General features: G+C 67.7%; 17 protein-coding genes and 1 riboswitch. Of the genes, 5 read left to right on the forward strand and 12 right to left on the reverse strand.

Features of this window, described 5'->3' with window-relative positions; all coding sequences use genetic code 11:
• The 4 genes from modA to Q0X16_RS00360 all read left to right on the forward strand — a co-directional run.
• Positions 1-688, forward strand: a 688-nt coding sequence (modA, locus tag Q0X16_RS00345; RefSeq protein WP_297829372.1) for a molybdate ABC transporter substrate-binding protein, incomplete at its 5' end; no start/stop codon positions are given.
• A 39-nt stretch (positions 689-727) separates the two neighbouring features.
• The gene (modB, locus tag Q0X16_RS00350; protein WP_297829376.1) at positions 728-1,387 is read left to right on the forward strand and encodes a molybdate ABC transporter permease subunit; all 660 of its coding nucleotides are present in this window, start codon (positions 728-730) and stop codon (positions 1,385-1,387) included.
• A complete protein-coding gene (modC, locus tag Q0X16_RS00355; RefSeq protein WP_297829379.1) occupies positions 1,380-2,453 on the forward strand; it encodes a molybdenum ABC transporter ATP-binding protein in 1,074 nt (357 codons plus the stop codon). Before modB ends, modC begins: the two co-directional genes overlap by 8 nt.
• Before the next feature lie 149 nt (positions 2,454-2,602).
• Positions 2,603-3,655 carry a tellurite resistance/C4-dicarboxylate transporter family protein gene (locus Q0X16_RS00360; RefSeq protein WP_297829382.1) on the forward strand — a complete coding sequence of 351 codons (1,053 nt, stop codon included), beginning with the start codon at positions 2,603-2,605 and terminating at the stop codon, positions 3,653-3,655.
• A 61-nt stretch (positions 3,656-3,716) separates the two neighbouring features.
• Here Q0X16_RS00360 and Q0X16_RS00365 read toward each other — a convergent pair whose 3' ends face one another.
• The 12 genes from Q0X16_RS00365 to moaA form a co-directional block, all read right to left on the reverse strand.
• Positions 3,717-5,108, reverse strand: coding sequence for an MFS transporter (locus Q0X16_RS00365; RefSeq protein WP_297829385.1), 1,392 nt, complete (start codon positions 5,106-5,108; stop codon positions 3,717-3,719).
• A 60-nt stretch (positions 5,109-5,168) separates the two neighbouring features.
• Positions 5,169-6,077, reverse strand: a complete 909-nt coding sequence (locus tag Q0X16_RS00370; RefSeq protein ID WP_297829388.1) for a peptidylprolyl isomerase — start codon at positions 6,075-6,077, stop codon at positions 5,169-5,171.
• Positions 6,078-6,080: 3 nt separating this feature from the next.
• The gene (narI, locus tag Q0X16_RS00375; RefSeq protein ID WP_297829391.1) at positions 6,081-6,785 is read right to left on the reverse strand and encodes a respiratory nitrate reductase subunit gamma; all 705 of its coding nucleotides are present in this window, start codon (positions 6,783-6,785) and stop codon (positions 6,081-6,083) included.
• On the reverse strand, positions 6,782-7,459 hold the full coding sequence (narJ, locus tag Q0X16_RS00380; protein ID WP_297829394.1) for a nitrate reductase molybdenum cofactor assembly chaperone: 678 nt from the start codon (positions 7,457-7,459) through the stop codon (positions 6,782-6,784). Before narJ ends, narI begins: the two co-directional genes overlap by 4 nt.
• Positions 7,456-9,000 (reverse strand): nitrate reductase subunit beta, encoded by a 1,545-nt coding sequence (narH, locus tag Q0X16_RS00385; protein ID WP_297829397.1) that lies wholly within the window; start codon positions 8,998-9,000, stop codon positions 7,456-7,458. The genes narJ and narH overlap by 4 nt, the downstream gene beginning before the upstream one ends.
• Before the next feature lie 57 nt (positions 9,001-9,057).
• Positions 9,058-12,819, reverse strand: a complete 3,762-nt coding sequence (locus Q0X16_RS00390) for a nitrate reductase subunit alpha (RefSeq protein WP_297829400.1) — start codon at positions 12,817-12,819, stop codon at positions 9,058-9,060.
• Positions 12,820-13,101: 282 nt separating this feature from the next.
• Positions 13,102-13,455, reverse strand: coding sequence for a hypothetical protein (locus Q0X16_RS00395; protein WP_297829403.1), 354 nt, complete (start codon positions 13,453-13,455; stop codon positions 13,102-13,104).
• Positions 13,452-13,949 carry a molybdenum cofactor biosynthesis protein MoaE gene (locus tag Q0X16_RS00400; RefSeq protein ID WP_297829406.1) on the reverse strand — a complete coding sequence of 166 codons (498 nt, stop codon included), beginning with the start codon at positions 13,947-13,949 and terminating at the stop codon, positions 13,452-13,454. Before Q0X16_RS00400 ends, Q0X16_RS00395 begins: the two co-directional genes overlap by 4 nt.
• A 1-nt stretch (position 13,950) precedes the next feature.
• Entirely contained in the window at positions 13,951-14,211 is a 261-nt protein-coding gene (locus Q0X16_RS00405; RefSeq protein WP_297829409.1) for a thiamine biosynthesis protein ThiS, read from the reverse strand.
• 3 nt (positions 14,212-14,214) lie between these two features.
• Entirely contained in the window at positions 14,215-15,459 is a 1,245-nt protein-coding gene (locus Q0X16_RS00410) for a molybdopterin molybdotransferase MoeA (RefSeq protein WP_297829412.1), read from the reverse strand.
• Entirely contained in the window at positions 15,456-16,454 is a 999-nt protein-coding gene (gene moaCB / locus Q0X16_RS00415; protein WP_297829415.1) for a bifunctional molybdenum cofactor biosynthesis protein MoaC/MoaB, read from the reverse strand. The genes Q0X16_RS00410 and moaCB overlap by 4 nt, the downstream gene beginning before the upstream one ends.
• Positions 16,455-16,458: 4 nt before the next feature.
• A complete protein-coding gene (gene moaA / locus Q0X16_RS00420; protein WP_297829418.1) occupies positions 16,459-17,439 on the reverse strand; it encodes a GTP 3',8-cyclase MoaA in 981 nt (326 codons plus the stop codon).
• Positions 17,431-17,564: riboswitch (molybdenum cofactor riboswitch) on the reverse strand. Its footprint overlaps the gene before it by 9 nt.
• A gap of 118 nt (positions 17,565-17,682) precedes the next feature.
• On the opposite strand from moaA, the gene Q0X16_RS00425 reads away from it, so the two are divergent.
• Positions 17,683-18,087: a ribonucleotide reductase subunit alpha gene (locus Q0X16_RS00425; RefSeq protein WP_297829420.1), complete on the forward strand. Its 405-nt coding sequence runs from the start codon at positions 17,683-17,685 to the stop codon at positions 18,085-18,087.
• Positions 18,088-18,100 lie beyond the last annotated feature (13 nt).

The raw sequence follows: 18,100 nt of genomic DNA on the forward strand, positions 1-18,100 counted from the left end.
GCCGGTCACCGCCCGAATCGCGGTCGCGGCGAACTTCGCGGACATCGCGCGCGCGCTGGCCTCCGATTACGGACGCCGCAGCGGTCATCGCATCACGATTTCATCGGCCTCGACCGGCAAGCTCTACGCCCAGATCCACAACGGCGCGCCGTTCGACGCGCTGCTGGCCGCCGACGCCTCGACCCCGCGGCTGTTGGCCAACGAAGGGCTTGCCGACGCCAGCACCCTGCAGGACTACGCCACCGGCCGATTGGTGCTGTGGAGCCGCGACCCCAACCTCGCCCGCGATGGCGAGGCGCTGTTGCGCCGGGGCAACATCACCCGGCTGGCGATCGCCAATCCCGAGCTGGCCCCCTACGGCGCTGCCGCCCGCGAAACGCTACTGTACCTGCGGCGCTGGAACGAACTGCAGCCGCGGCTGGCGATCGGCGAAAACGTCGGTCAGGCGGCGCAGTTCGTCGCCAGCGGCGCCGCGCCGCTGGGCCTGCTGCCGGCTTCGCTGGTGCAGACGGCGCGCGGACGCCCTGCGGGTTCGTCCTGGGAAGTGCCGACCACGTGGCACAAGCCGATCGTGCAGAGCGCCGTGCTGCTCCGTCACGGCCGCAACAACGCCGCCGCGCGCGGCTTCCTGCGTTACCTGCAAACCCCGGCAGTGCGCGCACGAATCCGCACGCTCGGCTACGACTGAACGTCGATGGATGCCGCCTCGACAACCCCGGCATGGCTCATGGCCGCCTGGGTGTCGTTCAAGCTGGCCGGCCTGACCACGCTGATCCTGCTGGTGCTGGGGACGCCGCTTGCCTGGTGGCTGGCGCGCACGCGCTCGCGCTGGCGCGCGCCGATCGGCGCGGTGGTCGCGCTGCCGATGGTGCTGCCGCCGACCGTACTCGGCTTCTATCTGCTGGTCGCGTTCGCGCCGCAGGGGCCGATCGGCCAGTTGACATCGACACTGGGGCTTGGAACGTTGGCATTCACTTTCAACGGCCTGCTCGTGGCCTCGGTGCTGTATTCGCTGCCGTTCGTGGTGCAGCCGCTGCAGGCAGGCTTTGCCGGCATCCCGCAGGCCACACTGGATGCCGCTGCGACCTTGCGCGCTTCGCCGCTGGACCGGTTCCTCAGCGTGGTCTTGCCGCTGGCCCGCCCTTCGCTGCTGGCCGGCGCCCTGCTCGGCTTCGCCCACACCGTGGGTGAATTCGGCGTGGTGCTGATGGTGGGCGGAAACATCGAGGGCGAAACCCGGGTGCTGTCGGTGCTGCTCTACGATCAGGTCGAGAGCATGGCCTACGGCGACGCCCACCGGCTGGCGGCGGGCCTGCTGCTGTTCTCGTTCGCCCTGCTGCTGCTGATGCAATGGCTGGGCCGACGCACGGCGATGGCCAATGACTGAACGTGCCGCAACCATCGACATCGCGCTGCAACTGGCGCGCGGGGATTTTCGGCTGGACGTGGCGCTTGCACTCCCGGCCTCCGGGACGACCGTCGTGTTCGGCCCCTCCGGCTGCGGCAAGACCACGCTGCTGCGCGCGATCGCGGGACTGGAACCCAGCGCACAGGGAACGCTGAAGATCGCCGGCGAGACCTGGCAGGACGCAAACACCTGCCTGCCGCCGCACCGTCGCCCGGTCGGCGTCGTGTTCCAGCAAACCGCGCTGCTGCCGCATCTGTCGGTGGCCGGCAACCTGCGCTACGGCTGGAAGCGCGCCGGCGCGCAAACCGCCGTGCTGGACACCTGGATCGAACGCCTGGCGCTGGCGCCCCTGCTGTCGCGTCGCCCGGACACGCTCTCCGGCGGCGAACGTCAGCGGGTGGCGCTGGCGCGAGCACTGGTGACCACCCCCAGACTGCTGCTGCTGGACGAACCGCTGAGCGCGCTCGACGCACCACGGCGCGCCGAGATCCTGCCCTTCCTCGAAGCCGTGCGCCGGGAGGCCGGCATTCCGATCCTGCACGTCACGCACGCGATCGAGGAAGTGGCGCGACTGGCCGATCATCTGGTGCTGCTGGACGCCGGCCGCGTCGTCGCTTCGGGCCTCGCCCTGGACCTGCTCAACCGGCCCGACCTGCCGCTGGCGCTGCGCGACGACGCCGGCGTGGTGCTCGAAGCCGAGATCATCGACCGCGACCCGCACGGACTGCTGACCCTGCGCACCGCCGCCGGCACGCTGCACGCACAGGGCGCTGCACACCCGTCCGGCACCATGTTGCGCGTGCGCATCCTCGCCCGCGACGTCAGCCTCGCCCTGACGCGCCACGACGATTCCAGCCTGCTCAACCTGCTCGAAGCCCGCATCGTCGCGCTGGACGAATTGCCCGGCGGGCAGGTGCAGGTGCGGCTGGACGCCGGCGGCCGTCCGCTGCTGGCGCGGATCTCGCACCGCTCGTTGCAGCGGATGCAGTTGCGCGAAGGAATGGTGCTGTGGGCCCAGGTGAAAGCGGTCGCGCTGCTGCTTTGACGGCGTCCGCCCCACCGAACGCCGTCGCCGCAGACGTCAACGCAGATTGATCACGATCAAATTCCCGAGGCCACGCCGGTCTAGTCTGAATGATCGCCTGCGCGCATGCGTGCGCCGACTGGCCTCCTCCGAACCCTGACGCTGGACCGATGAACGAACCCGTACCGCACGGTGGCCTGAAAAACCTGTCGCCCGCCTACTTCGGCATGGTCATGGCCACCGGCATCGTCTCGCTGGCCGCCTGGATGCGCGGCTGGCCGCGGCTGGCCGAAGCCATGTTCGTCCTCAACCTCGTCTTCTACGTCCTGCTCTGGGTGCTGTACCTGCTCCGGTTGATCCGCTATCCGCGCGCATTCCTCGGCGACCTGTTCGACCACCTGCTCGGCCCGGCCTTCTTCACCATGGTCGCCGCCACCGGCGTGCTCGGATCGCAGTTCCTGCTGCTGCGCTCGGCGCTGCGCGAAAGCTGGATGCTGTGGACGCTGGCGGTCGCACTGTGGCTGGTGCTGACCTACACGATCTTCACCGTACTCACGGTCAAGGAAGACAAGCCGACGCTCGATCGCGGCATCAGCGGCGGCTGGCTGCTGGCGGTCGTGGCCACCCAGTCGCTGACCGTGCTCAGCGCCCTGCTGGCCGCGCGCACCGGCCAGCCGTGGAAGCTCGAACTCAACTACTTCGCGCTGTCGATGTGGCTGTGGGGCGGGATGCTCTACATCTGGATGATGTCGCTGATTTTCTACCGCTACACCTTTTTCCGCTTCCAGCCGCACGACCTGTCGCCGCCGTACTGGATCAACATGGGCGCGATGGCCATTTCCACCCTGGCCGGCTCGCTGCTGATCCTCAACGCCCACGAGGCGCCGTTCCTGACCTCGGTCCTGCCCTTCATCAAGGGCTTCACGGTGTTCTACTGGGCCACCGGCACCTGGTGGATTCCGATGCTGCTGGTGCTGGGCGTCTGGCGCCACGTCTACAAGCGCTTCCCGCTGCGCTACGACCCGCTGTACTGGGGCGCGGTGTTCCCGCTGGGCATGTACGCGGCCTGCACCCACCAGCTGGTGCGCGCGATGCACTTGGATTTCCTCGACGTGCTCGCCGATCTGTTCCTGGTGGTGGCGATGTGCGCCTGGACGGCGACTTTCATCGGCGCGCTGCGGCGCGGGCTGCAATCGCTTCGTGTCGCTACGCCGGCTCATTAGGCCGCGGGCCAGGGCAACGCCGGCTTGATCGGCGTTGCCCGGAGCTTCCCCGCGCCGCCTCCTATCCCGCCCGCTTGCGCGCCGCTTCCGCCGCCGCCGCGGCCGCGCGCGCGGCTTCGCTTGCCGCCTCGGCCGCAGCGCGGGCATGCCGCGCGGCTTCCTGCGCGGCCATGATTTCCGGAAGATCGGTGTCGCGGGCGAGCTCTGGATGGCGGGCGCGGTTGGCGCGCAGGATCGCGAAATGCATCCACAGCAGGTTGGTCAGGGCGATGGCGAACAGCAGCATGAAGCAGCTGCTCCAGATGCCGACCAGGTCGTTCATCACGCCGAAGGCGATCGGCAGGACGAAGCCACCGAGACCGCCGATCATGCCGACCACACCGCCGACCGAGCCGACGTGGTTGGGATAGTAGGTCGGGATGTGCTTGAACACGGCCGCCATGCCCAGCGACATCACGAAGCCGAGGATGAACAGCACGATCGCGCGTTCGATCATGGTCGGCGCGATGGTAAAGGCGATCGGCCCGTGGATGCCTTCGATCACGTAATGGGTGTTCGGATACGACAGCAGAAACAACCCGACCATGCACACCGAGAACGAGACGTACATGATCTTGCGGGCGCCATAGCGGTCGGCCAGTACGCCGCCGAAAGCGCGGAAGATCGTCGCCGGCAGACCAAAGCTGGCCGCCAGCATGCCGGCGGTGGCGATGTCGACCTTGTACACACCCATGTAATAGCGCGGCAGCCACGAGGTCAGGGCCACGAAGCCGCCGAACACGAGGAAGTAGTACAGCGAGAACCGCCACACCTGCAGGTTGCCCAGCGGCGCCAGTCGCTCCTTGAGGGAAGCCGGCTGGCCCGCACTGGCCGCGCTCTTCGGCGCCGGCTCGGCCAGCAGGTAGAACAGCACCGCGGTGACGAGAACCGCCGTGGCATAGACGTTGATCGCATGCCGCCAGTCCATCACCGCCAGCAGCAGCGGCGCGCCGAAGCTGGTGACGGCCGCGCCGACGTTGCCCATGCCGAACAACCCAAGCGCCGTGCCCTGCTTCTCGCGCGGGAACCAGGCCGAAACGTACACCACGCCGATCGTGAAGGTGCCGCCCGCCAGGCCCAGACCCAGGCCCAGCGCCAGCATCACCGGGAAGTTGCCTGCATAAGGCAGGGCATAGGCGAAGCCCGCCACCACCAGCATGGTCAAGGCGAAGACACGGCGCCCGCCGATCATCTCCGACCAGATGCCGAGGACCGGGCGGCTGATCGAGCCGGTCAGCACCGGCGTGGCCACCAGCAGGCCGAACTGGGTGTCGGACAGGCCCAGCTCCTCCTTGAGCTTCATGCCGATGATCGAGAAGACCACCCAGATGGCGAAGCAGACGCCGAAGGCGAAGGTACTCAGCCAGAGTGCCCTTTGGCGGCGCGCGTTGCTGATCTCGACTTGCTCTTGCATGGTCGCGTTTCCGTTTGACGTATTGCTGGAGCAGGAGGATGCGGACGCGCGAAACTTCGCTCAGCCCGCCTCCGCCTCGATCTCGGCCAGCCCGCGCACTTCGAAGCGCTCCTGCAGGCCCTGCAGATAGAGCTGGAGTTCGCGCTGCCGCACCTGCAGTTCAAGATAGTCGGAGATGCGCGCGCGGGCTTGATCGAACGCAAGTTTTTCGCCGGCGGCGATCGCATCGACGCAGACCACGTGGTAGCCCCAGCGCGACTCCACCGGGAACGCGGCCAGTCCTTCGCGCAGGCGGAACACCTGGCGGTCGAATTCCGGCGTGGTCTGTCCGTGTTCGATCCAGCCGAGGTCGCCGCCATCGTCTTTCGACGGGCAGTCGGACAGGCGCAGCGCAAGATCCGCGAACAGATGCGGTTGCTGCTTCAACTCGGCGATCGCGTTTTCGGCGCGACTGCGGGCATCGAAGCGGCCGTTGACGTCGTCGGTCGCGGCCCCGAACAGGATGTGGCGGACGCGAATCCGGTCGGGCGCGTGGAAGCGCTCGGGATTCTGGTCGTAATAGCGCCGGCAATCGTCTTCGCTGGGCACGCGGTTTTCCACTTCGCGTTCCAGCAGGACCCGGATGCAGGCCTCCTCGATCGCCTCGCCGCCGCTGGTTTCCACCTCGTCCATCAGCCCGAGCCGCTCGACCTCGCGCCGCAGCAGCTCGCGCACCACCAGCGCACGCGCCGCGTCGGCGCGCGACTGCTCCGGCTTCATCGCCCGGTGGAACTGCATCTCGCGCGCAATCTCGGCCTCGCTGATCGCGGTGTCGCCCACGAACAGGAAGCTTGGCGCGGCCTGCCCCAACGTGCGCGGCCCTTCGCCGGCGTCGTCGTGATGGTGCGCGTGGGTTTCCTGCGCCACCGACCTGCCCGAATCGATGACGGTGATCGGCAACTCGCGGCTGCCCGGCTTGCGCTCGCCCATGGATCAGTCCCTCGGCCCGTAGCGCAGCGGCGGCTGGCGCCGGCGCACCACCTGGTAGGGACGCCACAGGTAGCTCAGCGGAATGCTCCAGATATGCACGAGGCGGGTGAACGGCGTAATCAGGAACAGCGTCAGCCCGAGGATGATGTGCGCCTTGTAGACCCAGTGGACGCCGGAAATCATCTCGGCAGCGCCGCCGCGGAACGTGGCGATGCGCTGCGCCCAATCGGCCAGCAAGGTCATCACGCTGCCGTCGAGATGGTGCGCGGACTGGAAGATCGTGCTCAACCCGAGCAGCAGCTGCGCCATCAGCAGCGCCAGCAGCAGGACGTTGCGCCAGTTGTCGGTGGCGCGGATGCGCGGATTGAACAGGTGCCGCCACATCAGGATCACCATGCCAACCAGGCAGAGCACGCCGAAAGTCCCGCCCACGACCATCGCCAGCATCTGCTTGTTTTCCTGGCTGATGAAGATGGTGTAGAGCGAATGCGGCGTCAGCAGGCCGACGATGTGGCCTCCGAGCACGACCAGGATGCCGACGTGGAACAGGTTGCTGCCAATGCGCATTCCGCGCGTGGAGAGCAGCTGGCTGGAGCCGCTGCGCCACGTGTACATGGAATGGTCGAAGCGCACCAGGCTGCCCACGAAGAACACCGCCATGGCGATGTAGGGATAAATCTGGAACCAGAAGACATCGAAATAGCTCATGGCTGCACCTGTCGTTGGGCGGTGGCGGGGCGGCGGGTGGGCGGCGCGCAGTCTTCGGAGGGGGCATCCGCGCCGAAGCGCACCGCCTCCTCTTCCCACAGCCGATCCATTTCCTCGATGGTGTCGTCGCGTGGCTCTTCGCTGGCGCGCTTGCGCAGCGGCGCGAGATCGACCTTGCCGTCAGCCAGTTCGACCAGGAGCTCCAGCAGCAGCGCGTACGGACTGCCGCGCTCGCCGGCGCGCGCGGCCAGCAGTCCGACGATGTGGCTGACGTGCTTGAGCCAGTCGCGCGCTTCTTCCGCCGGACGCTGGTTGAGGTATTCCAGCAGCAACGGCAGGTAGTCCGGCAGTTCCCTGGCCGACAATTCGAAGCCGTTCTTGCGATAGGCCGAGATCAGGTCGACCATCGCCTGCCCGCGGTCGCGGGACTCGCCGTGGATGTGCTCGAACAGCAGCAGGCTCATCGAACGACCGCGGTCGAACAGCAGCAGCCAGCGCTCCTGGGCCTCCAGCGGATCGGTCTCGAGCAGTTCGCGCACGAAGGCAACCAGCTGCGCGCGCCGCGCCTTCGACAATCGCGGGGCCTCGGCGGCGGCCAGCAGTTCCTCGCCGTGCTCCCACAGCGCATCCTGCGGATAGTCCAGCAGCACGCCGACCAGCTTGAGCAGGCTCATTCGAGCACCTCGAATTTCTCCTGCCGGTTTGGATGCACCGAATAGCGGGCGGTCTTGCGCTGGGTGAACAGGTCGGCCGGGGAATCGCCGCTGCAGCCGTTGCCCCAGCTGAAGCCGCAGCCGCCGCGCTCGCCGAAGGCGTCATTGGCGTATTCGCGGTGCGCGGTCGGAATCACGAAGCGGTCTTCGTAATTGGCGATGGCGAGATACCGGTACATGTCCTCGGCCTGCGCCACGGTCAGCCCGGCCTGTTCCAGCACGCGGGTGTCCTCGACACCGTCCACGTTGCGGGCGCGGCGCCAGGCGCGCATCGCCATCATCCGCTCCAGCGCGCGGATCACCGGGGCCTCGTCGCCGGCGGTGAGCATGTTCGCCAGATAGCGCACGGGAATGCGCAGCGAGGCCACGTCCGGCAGTTCGCCGTTCATGCCCACGCGGCCGCGCTCGGCGGCGGACTGGATCGGCGACAGCGGCGGCACGTACCAGACCATCGGCAGGGTGCGGTATTCCGGATGCAGCGGCAGCGCCAGCTTCCAGTCGATGGCCAGCTTGTAGGTCGGCGAAGCCTTCGCCGCCTCCAGCCAGTTGTCGGGAATGCCTTCCTTGCGGGCCGCCTCGATCACCTTCGGATCGAACGGATCGAGGAAGATGTCCAGATGGGCCTGATAGAGGTCCTTCTCGGCCGGCGTGGACGCGGCCTCCTGGATGCGGTCGGCGTCGTACAGCAGCACGCCCAGATAACGGATGCGGCCGACGCAGGTTTCCGAGCACACCGTCGGCTCGCCCATCTCGATGCGCGGGTAGCAGAAGATGCACTTCTCGGATTTGCCCGACTTCCAGTTGTAGTAGATCTTCTTGTACGGGCAGGCCGACACGCACATGCGCCAGCCGCGGCACTTGTCCTGGTCGATCAGGACAATGCCGTCTTCCTCGCGCTTGTAGATCGCGCCCGACGGGCAGGCGGAGACGCAGGCCGGATTGAGGCAGTGCTCGCACAGGCGCGGCAGGTACATCATGAAGGTCTTCTCGAACGCGCCGTAGATCTCCTTCTGCACGCCGTCGAAGTTGCGGTCCTTGCTGCGCTTGGCGAATTCGGTGCCGAGGATTTCCTCCCAGTTCGGGCCCCAGTGGATCTTCTCCATGCGCTGCCCGGAAATCAGCGAACGCGGGCGCGCGGTGGGCTGGTGGTGGACGTCCGGCGCCTCGTGCAGGCGCTGGTAGTCGAAATCGAACGGCTCGTAGTAGTCGTCGATCTGCGGCAGGTCGGGATTGGCGAAGATCTTCGACAGCAGCCGCCAGCGCCCGCCGGCCTTCGGAACCAGCTTGCCGGCCCGGGTGCGCACCCAGCCGCCGTTCCACTTGTCCTGGTTTTCCCACTCCTTCGGGTAGCCGATGCCGGGCTTGGTCTCCACGTTGTTGAACCACGCGTATTCCACGCCTTCGCGCGAGGTCCACACGTTCTTGCAGGTGATGGAGCAAGTGTGGCAACCGATGCACTTGTCCAGATTCAGCACCATCGCGATCTGTGCGCGGACTTTCATGGGTTGGCTCCGGGATTGTGGATTCGGGAATCGGAAAACGGGGGAACGGGCATCCGGTCAGACATTGGATTTCTCCAGGTCGATCCCCTGATGCGCCAATCCCGTGGCCTCCTCTTCCAGCCAATCGATCTTGTCCATCTTGCGCACGATCACGACTTCATCGCGGTTGGTGCCGCAGGTGCCGTAGTAGTTGAAGCCGTAGGCGTACTGGGCGTAGCCGCCGATCATGTGGGTGGGCTTGAGCACCACGCGCGTGACCGAATTGTGGATGCCGCCGCGGGTACCGGTGATCTCGCTGCCGGGCACGTTGATGATGCGTTCCTGCGCGTGGTACATCATCGCCATGCCGGGTTTGACGCGCTGGCTGACCACGGCGCGCGCGGCCACCGCGCCATTGACGTTGAACAGCTCGATCCAGTCGTTGTCCTCGATCCCGGCTTCGCGGGCGTCGTCCTCGCTCATCCACACGATCGGGCCGCCGCGCGAGAGCGTCTGCATCAGCAGGTTGTCGGAATAGGTGCTGTGGATGCCCCACTTCTGGTGCGGGGTGATCCAGTTCAGCAGGATTTCCTTGTGCCCGTTCGGCTTCTTGCCGAGCAGCGGCGCGACCGTCTTGGTGTCGACCGGCGGGCGGTACTGCATGAAGCCCTCGCCGAAATCGACCATCCACTGGTGGTCCTGGTAGAACTGCTGGCGCCCGGTCAGGGTGCGCCACGGGATCAGTTCGTGGACGTTGGTGTAGCCGGCGTTGTAGCTGACGTGCTCGTCTTCCAGTCCCGACCAGATCGGGCTGGAGATGATCTTGCGCGGCTGCGCCTGGATGTCGCGGAAGCGGATCGCCTCGTGCTCCTTGCCGACCGCCAGATGGGTGTGGTCGCGGCCGGTGAAGCCGCCCAGCGACTCCCACGCCTTGACCGCCACATGGCCGTTGGTTTCCGGCGCCAGATGCAGGATGACCTCGCAGGCGTCGATGGCAGAATCGATCTGCGGCCGCCCCTGGCTGACGCCTTCCTCGCGCACGCGATGGTTGAGATCGCCGAGGAACTTCACCTCGTCCCTGGTATCCCAGTTCATGCCCTTGCCGCCGTTGCCGAGCTTGTCCAGCAGCGGGCCGAGCGAGGTGTACTTCTTGAAGATGTCGCGGTAATCGCGTTCGACCACGGCCATCGAGGGCATGGTCTTGCCGGGAATCGCCTCGCACTCGCCCTTTTTCCAATCCGTGACGCCCAGCGGCATCGACAACTCGTTCGGAGTGTCGTGCAGGGTCGGCACAAGAACCAGGTCCTTCACCGTTTCCAGCACGCCTGGTGCCATCCCGGAGACCGTTTCGGCGATGCCCTTGAAGATGTCCCAGTCGCTGCGCGCTTCCCACGCCGGATCCACCGCCTTGGACAGCGGGTGGATGAACGGGTGCATGTCGGAGGTGTTGAGGTCGTTCTTCTCGTACCAGGTCGCGGTGGGCAGCACCACGTCGGAATACAGCGCGGTGGTGCACATGCGGAAGTCGAGCGTCACCAGCAGGTCGAGCTTGCCTTCCGGCGCCTCGTCATGCCACTTCACTTCTTCCGGCTTGGTCGCGCCGCGCTCGCCCAGATCCTTGCCCTGCAGACCGTTCCGGGTGCCCAGCATGTGGCGGAGCATGTACTCATGGCCCTTGCCGGAGGAACCGAGCAGGTTCGAGCGCCAGATGAACATGTTGCGCGGGAAATTCTGCGGCGCATCCGGGTCGGCGAAGGCGAAATCGAGGCTGCCGTCCTTGAACTTGGACAGCGCATAGTCCACCGGCGCAACGCCCTTGCCTTCGGCTTCGCGGACGAGATCCAGCGGATTGCGGTCGAGTTGCGGGGCGCAGGGCAGCCAGCCCATGCGCACCGCGCGCAGGTTCAGGTCAACCATCGAACCGCTGTACTTGCTGCGGTCGGCCAGCGGCGAAAGGATCTCGTCGATGCCGAGCTTCTCGTAGCGCCACTGGTCGGAGTTGAAATAGAAATACGAGGTGCCGTTCATCTGCCGCGGCGGGCGGCTCCAGTCCAGCCCGAACGCCAGCGGCAGCCAGCCGGTCTGCGGGCGCAGCTTCTCCTGGCCGACGTAGTGCGACCAACCGCCGCCGGTCTGGCCGACGCAGCCGCACATCATCAGCATGTTGATGAGGCCGCGGTAGTTCATGTCGTTGTGGTACCAGTGGTTCATGCCGGCACCGACGATGATCATGCTGCGGCCGCGGGTCTTGGCCGCGGTGCTGGCGAATTCGCGCGCGATCTCGATCACGTCCGCGCGCGGCACGCCGGTGATGACCTCCTGCCACGCCGGCGTGCCCGGAACGTTGGCATCGAAGCTCGCCGCCACGTTGCCGCCGCCGAAGCCGCGATCGATGCCGTACTGCGCCAACTGCAGGTCATAGACGGTGGCCACCGCCCATTCCCGCCCGTCGGCCAGCTGCAGCTTGCGCACCGGGATGTTGCGCTCGAGCACCTCGTCGAACTTGGAGGCCGTCCAGGCGCCGTTCTCGATCCCGCCGAAGTACGGGAAGCTGACCGCCTCGATGGCATCGAAACCGTCCTTGAAGCTCAGCTGCAGCCGGGTCTCGCGGCCGGCGCTGTCTTTTTCCTCGATGTTCCACTTGCCTTTCTCGCCCCAGCGGAAGCCCACCGAGCCGTTGGGAACGGTGATGCTGCCGGTGTTCTCGTCGAACGCCAGCGTCTTCCACTCGGGATTGTTCGCCTCTCCCAGCCCGCCCAGGTCGGAGGCGCGCAGGAAGCGTCCCGGCACCAGGCGGCCGTCGTCGCGCCTTTCCAGCCGCACCAACAGCGGCATGTCGGTGTATTGGCGGCAGTAATCGACGAAGTACGGGATCTGCTGGTCGACGTGGAACTCCTTGAGGATCACGTGGCCGAAGGCGAACGCCAGCGCGGCGTCGGTGCCCTGCTTGGGATGCAGCCAGTGGTCGCACAGCTTGGCCACTTCCGCATAGTCCGGGGTGATGGCCACGGTCTTGGTGCCGTTGTAGCGGGCCTCGGTGAAGAAATGCGCGTCCGGGGTGCGGGTCTGCGGGACGTTGCTGCCCCAGGCGATGATGTAGCGGCTGTTGTACCAGTCTGCCGACTCGGGGACGTCGGTCTGCTCGCCCCAGACCTGCGGGCTGGAGGGCGGCAGGTCGCAGTACCAGTCGTAGAAGCTCAGGCAGGCGCCGCCCATCAGCGAGAGATAGCGCGCACCGGAGGCGTAGGAGACCATCGACATCGCCGGGATCGGCGAGAAACCGATGATCCGGTCCGGGCCCCATTTGCGCGCCGTGTACAGATTGGCCGCCGCAATCAGCTCGTTGGCCTCGTCCCAGCGCACCCGCGCGAAGCCGCCCATGCCGCGGCGGGTCTTGTAGGCCTTGGCCTTGGCCGGATCCTCGACGATGCTCGCCCAGGCATCGACCGGCGCCATCGACTTGCGCGCCTGCCGCCACATCCGCAGCAGCGCGCCGCGGATCAGCGGGTACTTGAGGCGGTTGGCGCTGTACAGATACCAAGAATAGCTGGCGCCGCGCGGGCAGCCGCGCGGTTCGTGGTTGGGCAGGTCCGGCCGGGTGCGCGGGTAGTCGGTCTGCTGGGTTTCCCAGGTGACGAGCCCGTTCTTGACGTAAACCTTCCAACTGCACGAACCGGTGCAGTTCACGCCGTGGGTCGAGCGCACGATCTTGTCGTACTGCCAGCGCGCGCGATAGGTGTTCTCCCATTCGCGGCTCTCGGTCTTGGTGAACCCGTGGCCGTCTGCGAAGGGTTCGGGATTGCGCTTGAAAAACTGCAGGCGATCGAGGAAGTAGCTCATGCTGCGGCCCTCCCGTCGTGCGCCTCGGCGCAGATTAAGGGGGTTGGGACTGCCGTTGCCAGCTTCTGTTTTGCCATGGGCCCGCCTGCTCCGTTCGAGGAAATGGGCTCGGGCACAACCAAAAAGCGGCCGCCACCGTCGCCATCGGAACAGGGTGCGCCGATTCGCCCATCGGCTTTTTGATCGGAGTCAAAATCCTGAATCGGGAGCCTTGCCCCTGCCGGAAGTGTGAACAACGGCCACGCGCGGCCGTCAGGGAGCTTTTCGCGGCACCGGCGCCCGTCAGCCTTCGCGCCTGGCCTTGCCGCGCACCCGCGCGCTGTCGCGCACGTCCACCTCGAAATCGACGTCCAGCGCCTCGCCACCGGACAAGGACAGGACATGACGCAGCCCGTCCTTGCAGGGCAGCCGCTGGACGTAGTCCTCGACCTGCGCCCGCGGCAGGACCAGCCGCCAGTCGCTCGCGCCACCGGACAGGGTCGCATGCGCGACATCGCCCAGGACGACGCTCTGGGCGAAGGCATCCGGCCCCGGCAGGACGGTGCGATTCACCACGTCCCGACCGTCGCGCAGCCGCGCCAGTTCGGCCTCGTCGATGCGCAGCCGCAGCGACTGGCCCTGCAGCTGCACCTTCACGACGACGCCCCCTCGCCCGCCGCTTCACGCGCCTCAGCGTGCCCGCACAGCGAACAACCTTCGCTCCAGACGCTGTCGCCGTCGGCGTAGTGCTCCTGCTTCCACACCGGACTCTCGTGCTTGACCGCCTCGATCGCCATCCGGCAGGCGCGAAACGCCTCGTCGCGGTGCGGGGTGCCGGCCGCCACGACCACGGCCAGGTCACCGATGCCGAGCCGGCCCTTGGCGTGGGCGATGTAGAGCTTGAGCTTCGGCCCGAACTCGGCGTCGCAGCGCGCGGCGATCCCGGCGAATCCGTTCAGCGCCAGCGCGTCGAACATGTCATAGCTCACGCCGGTGACGACACGACCGTGGTTGAGGTCGCGTACCCGGCCCACGAACATCGTGATGCCGCCGAAGCCGTGATCGGAGACGAACTCCAGCGCGGCGGCGGGATCCAGACGTTCGCGCGCGATATCGACGACGGCGCAGTGGTGTCGGCCTGGCGCGTCCATTTCAGCCTCCGCTGACCGGCGGCAGCACCGCCATCTTGCCGTCGGCCGGCACCGGGTCACCTTCGCGCAGCACCGCGTGCTCGCTGGCGAACGCGGAATGCCCGAGCAGCTTCGGGCAGAACTGCGGCCAGTGCGCGCCGGCGTAGGCGGCCAGGCCGTTGCGCACGTCTTCCACCCGCGCGTCCGGCGCCAGGTCCAGCGTCACCAGTGCCTCTTTCTCGAAATCCCGGAACGCGCCAAACAGCTTCACTTCGACTTTCATCGCTCAATTTCCCGTCAACTGCGGGCCGCGCCAGTGCGACAGCCCATGGACATCGACCAAGGCGCCCGCATCGAGATCGCCAATATCCTCGCCCAGCACGATCCAGGCATTGCTGCGCGCCATCGGCGCAATCCTGAACGACTCCTGCCCCGGCAGGATCCGCGCCAGCACGCGCCCATTTGCGGCGACGGACACGCTGGCCTTGAGGTGGAACCGCAGCGGATGGCGCTTGCGGTACGGCTCGGCCAGCGGCAGCCGCAGCGGACGCTCGTCCGGCAGGCCGAGCATCCGGCGCAGCACCGGTTCGACGAAGAAGCGCATGCCGACCGCGCTGGAGACCGGATTGCCGGGCAGGCCGAAGAACAATTGGCCGTCCGGCAGGGTCGCGAACAGCAGCGGCTTGCCGGGTCGGATGCGGACCTTGTGGAAATGGATCGTCGCGCCGAGGTCGCGCAGCGCATCGGGCACGAAATCGTGGCGCCCCATCGACACCGCGCCGGTACTCAGCAGCAGCCGCGCGCCGGCATCCAGCGACTGCCGCAGCGCCGCGCGGAAGGCATCGGCATCGTCGCCGACGGTGGCACGCCGCACCAGCAGCGCGCCGGCGTCAATGATCTTCTGCGCCAGATACGGGCCATTGCTGTTGCGGATTTCGCCGGAGGCCAGCGATTGCCCCGGATCATCGACCAGTTCGCGGCCGGTGTTGATCAGGGCGAGCTGCGGCGGGCGCACCGCGGCGACCTCGGCCACGCCGACCGCGGACAGCAGCATCCGCTGCGCGGCCTCGAGGCAAACGCCCCTGTCCAGCAGCAGCGCTCCTGCCGCCACGTCTTCGCCGGCGCAACGGATGTGCTGGCCCATCGGCAAATCGGCATTCAGGCGGATGCGCCGCGGGCGCCCGTCGGCGCCGCGCGCCAGCACGGCAACCTGTTCGACCGGAATCACCGCGTCCAGGCCATCGGGCACCCGCGCCCCGGTCATGATTTCCCAAGCGCCTTGGCCCGCAACCGCCGCCGCATCGCCGGCCGCCTGCGCGCCACGCACGTCGAATTCCGCACCGGCGCTCGCACCGTCCGGCCCGACCCGCAGCGCGAAGCCGTCCATCGCCGAATTGTCGAACGGCGGCAGCGCTTCCGGGCTGGCGACGGCCTCGGCCAGCACCTGCCCGACGGCAGGCGCCGTGCGCTGCACCTGCGGCGCCGGCGCTTCGCGCAGCAGGATCTCCAGAGCTTCGGCATATCCGATCATGCGTGCGGCCTGCCGTCGATCATCGCCAGCGCGTGCGCCAGCAGCGGCGCGAGGATGTCCATGCACTGGCGCGCCGCGCGCGGGCTGCCCGGCAGCGCGAAGACCAGCATGCCGCCCAGCTGCACGACCTCGGCGCGGCTGAGCCAGGCCAGCGGCGTGTGTTCGGCGCTGGCGCTGCGCAGCAGTTCGGCCAGGCCCTCCACGGGCCGGTCGGCCACCATCCGCAGCGCTTCCGGCGTGACGTCGCGCCGCCCCAGCCCGGTGCCACCGCTGCACAGGCAGATCCGCACCCCTTGCGCAGACAGCTTGCGCAGCCGCTCGGCCAGCGGATCGATCCCGTCCGGCAGCACCTCAACGTGCGCCAGGTCGGCGCCGAGCCGGTGCAGCCCGTTCACCAGTTCCGGTCCGGAGCGGTCCTCGTACTCGCCGGAACTGGCGCGGTCGCTTAGGGTGATGACCGCGCAGGGCACGCCGTCGAGCCGCGGCAGCGCCTGCGGGCGGTAGTGGGCGCGTTCCTCATCGCTCATGCCGTCGGGATGGATCCACAGCCCCTTCTTGCCGCCTTCCTTGAACAGCAGTCGCGTGCCGGTCATCGCCAGCGCCGGCTCGACCGGCTTGGTCAGGTCGTAGAGCGTGAGCAGGGCCGCATTGACGCCGGCCAGCGCCTCCATCTCGACGCCGGTACGGGCCTCGGTCGCGCACTCGCAATACACGCGGATGACGTGGCGCTCCGCCATCGGGAGGCAGCGCACGCGCACCAGTTCCAGCGACAGCGGATGGCACAGCGGCATCAGGTTCGAGGCGGACTTCGCGCCCTGCAGCCCTGCGATTTCCGCCATCACCAGCGCATCGCCCTTGGGCAGGCGACGTTCGACGACGACCGGGAACGCATCCGGGCCGGCGATGAATTCGCCCACCGCCACCGCACGCCGGCGGGTGGCGCGTTTGCTGCGGATGTCGGCCATGTGGAAGGCCGCGCTGTCGGTGTCGGCCATCGCCTCAGCCTCCGATCGACGCCAGGTGCGGAGTGATGCCGGAGTTGCCCTGATGCAGGCCGTGTCCGGCCGCCTTCAGTCCGAGCTGGGTCGCGATCCGCCCCATCAGTGCCTCGTGGTCGTCGTCCGACTGCAGCAGCGGGCGCAGCGGGATGCCGAACTCGCCGAACAGGCACAGCCGCAGGTCGCCGCGCGCCGTCACCCGCAGGCGGTTGCAGCCGGAGCAGAAATCCTTCGAATACGGCGCGATGATGCCGATCCGGCCGCGATAGTCCGGGCGGCGGAATTCCAGCGCCGGGCCGGCGTCCGCCGCACGCGGGACCAGCGTCCAGCCGGCGTCGAGCAACTGCTGCCGCAGCGTTTCCGCGCGCACGTGATGGCGTTCGAAATAATCCTTGTTGTCGCCGGTGCGCATCAGTTCGATGAAGCGCACCGACACATCGCGCTCGCGCAGATAGTCCAGCCACTGCGGCAGCGCGTCGTCGTTCAGCCCGCGCAGCAGCACCGCGTTGAGCTTGACCGAATCGAAGCCCAGCCCGAGTGCCAGTTCCACGCCGTCGATCACGTCCTGGAAGCGATCGTGTCCGGTGATCGCCTGGAAGCGCGCCGCGTCGAGGCTGTCCACGCTGACGTTGAGCGCGGTCAGGCCGGCCTCTCGCCACTGCCGCGCCTTCTTCAGCAGCAGGCAGCCGTTGGTGGTCAACGCCACCTTGCGCACGCCGGGGGTGCCGGCGGCGATGGCGATGATCTCGGGCAGGTCCTTGCGCAGGCTGGGCTCGCCGCCGGTCAGCCGCACCTTGCGCATGCCCAGCCCGGCGAAACCGCGCAGCAGCCGGCGGATCTCGTCCTGTTCGAGAAAGGTCGGACGACCGTTGGCGCGGTAGCCGTCCGGCAGGCAGTAGCTGCAGCGGAAGTTGCAGGCTTCCGTCAGCGACAGCCGCAGATAGGGAAAACTCCGGCCGAAGCCGTCGACGAGGGACGCCATGTTGTTGCTCCTTTCCAAACGCGGGAGGCGGGCCCGTTTCCGAGGCCGACCCAGTGGCGTCGCCGCCACGGCCCGGGCGCCCTATCCGAAGACGTAGGCGCCGGGGCTCGGAGGTGTTGCCCGTGCAGGATAGGCCCTGATCGGCTTTCGCGTTTGACCACGATCAAGATTTTCCGCAACCGGGCCACGCCGCTGCCGTCCGCATGCTAGGGTCGCGCCCTGCCCGCCCGCCGGATCGACCCGATGGAACTTGCCAGCTTCGACGACCTGCTTACCGCCGCCCGCCAGCAACCCGAGCCACAGCGATTGCTCTTCGTATTCGCCCGGGTGGAACTGCCGGAAAACGCGACTGCGGCCCAGCGCGAACGCTTCGAACGGCGCGAAGGCGGCACCATCAGCCCCTGCCTGTGCGTGGACAAGGCGCCGCACGAGATCGCCGGGTTCGCCGCGCTGAAGGCGGAATCGGCCACCACCGGCCAGGAGTGGGACATGGTGTTCGTCGGCAGCCTCGACGGCCGCGGCGGGATCGCCCCCAGCGCCGACGAGGCCGCTCAGCCATTACGCTTCATGGTCAACGCAATCAACGACGGCAGAGTCTCGGATTTCGCCGCCTTCGACCGCGAGGGCCAGGTGCTGCGCTTCACCTGACGCGGCTCCCGGG

Origin of the sequence: Thermomonas sp. (assembly GCF_025993755.1) — a bacterium.
Classification (GTDB): domain Bacteria; phylum Pseudomonadota; class Gammaproteobacteria; order Xanthomonadales; family Xanthomonadaceae; genus Thermomonas.

Excerpts from the sequence above, each read along its gene's own strand:
- modB (WP_297829376.1), top strand. The coding sequence starts at position 728 with ATGGCCGCCTGGGTGTCGTTCAAGCTGGCCGGCCTGACCACGCTGATC.
- modC (WP_297829379.1), top strand. The coding sequence starts at position 1,380 with ATGACTGAACGTGCCGCAACCATCGACATCGCGCTGCAACTGGCGCGC.
- Q0X16_RS00360 (WP_297829382.1), top strand. The coding sequence starts at position 2,603 with ATGAACGAACCCGTACCGCACGGTGGCCTGAAAAACCTGTCGCCCGCC.
- Q0X16_RS00365 (WP_297829385.1), bottom strand. The coding sequence starts at position 5,108 with ATGCAAGAGCAAGTCGAGATCAGCAACGCGCGCCGCCAAAGGGCACTC.
- Q0X16_RS00370 (WP_297829388.1), bottom strand. The coding sequence starts at position 6,077 with ATGGGCGAGCGCAAGCCGGGCAGCCGCGAGTTGCCGATCACCGTCATC.
- narI (WP_297829391.1), bottom strand. The coding sequence starts at position 6,785 with ATGAGCTATTTCGATGTCTTCTGGTTCCAGATTTATCCCTACATCGCC.
- narJ (WP_297829394.1), bottom strand. The coding sequence starts at position 7,459 with ATGAGCCTGCTCAAGCTGGTCGGCGTGCTGCTGGACTATCCGCAGGAT.
- narH (WP_297829397.1), bottom strand. The coding sequence starts at position 9,000 with ATGAAAGTCCGCGCACAGATCGCGATGGTGCTGAATCTGGACAAGTGC.
- Q0X16_RS00390 (WP_297829400.1), bottom strand. The coding sequence starts at position 12,819 with ATGAGCTACTTCCTCGATCGCCTGCAGTTTTTCAAGCGCAATCCCGAA.
- Q0X16_RS00400 (WP_297829406.1), bottom strand. The coding sequence starts at position 13,949 with ATGGACGCGCCAGGCCGACACCACTGCGCCGTCGTCGATATCGCGCGC.
- Q0X16_RS00405 (WP_297829409.1), bottom strand. The coding sequence starts at position 14,211 with ATGAAAGTCGAAGTGAAGCTGTTTGGCGCGTTCCGGGATTTCGAGAAA.
- Q0X16_RS00410 (WP_297829412.1), bottom strand. The coding sequence starts at position 15,459 with ATGATCGGATATGCCGAAGCTCTGGAGATCCTGCTGCGCGAAGCGCCG.
- moaCB (WP_297829415.1), bottom strand. The coding sequence starts at position 16,454 with ATGGCCGACACCGACAGCGCGGCCTTCCACATGGCCGACATCCGCAGC.
- moaA (WP_297829418.1), bottom strand. The coding sequence starts at position 17,439 with ATGGCGTCCCTCGTCGACGGCTTCGGCCGGAGTTTTCCCTATCTGCGG.
- Q0X16_RS00425 (WP_297829420.1), top strand. The coding sequence starts at position 17,683 with ATGGAACTTGCCAGCTTCGACGACCTGCTTACCGCCGCCCGCCAGCAA.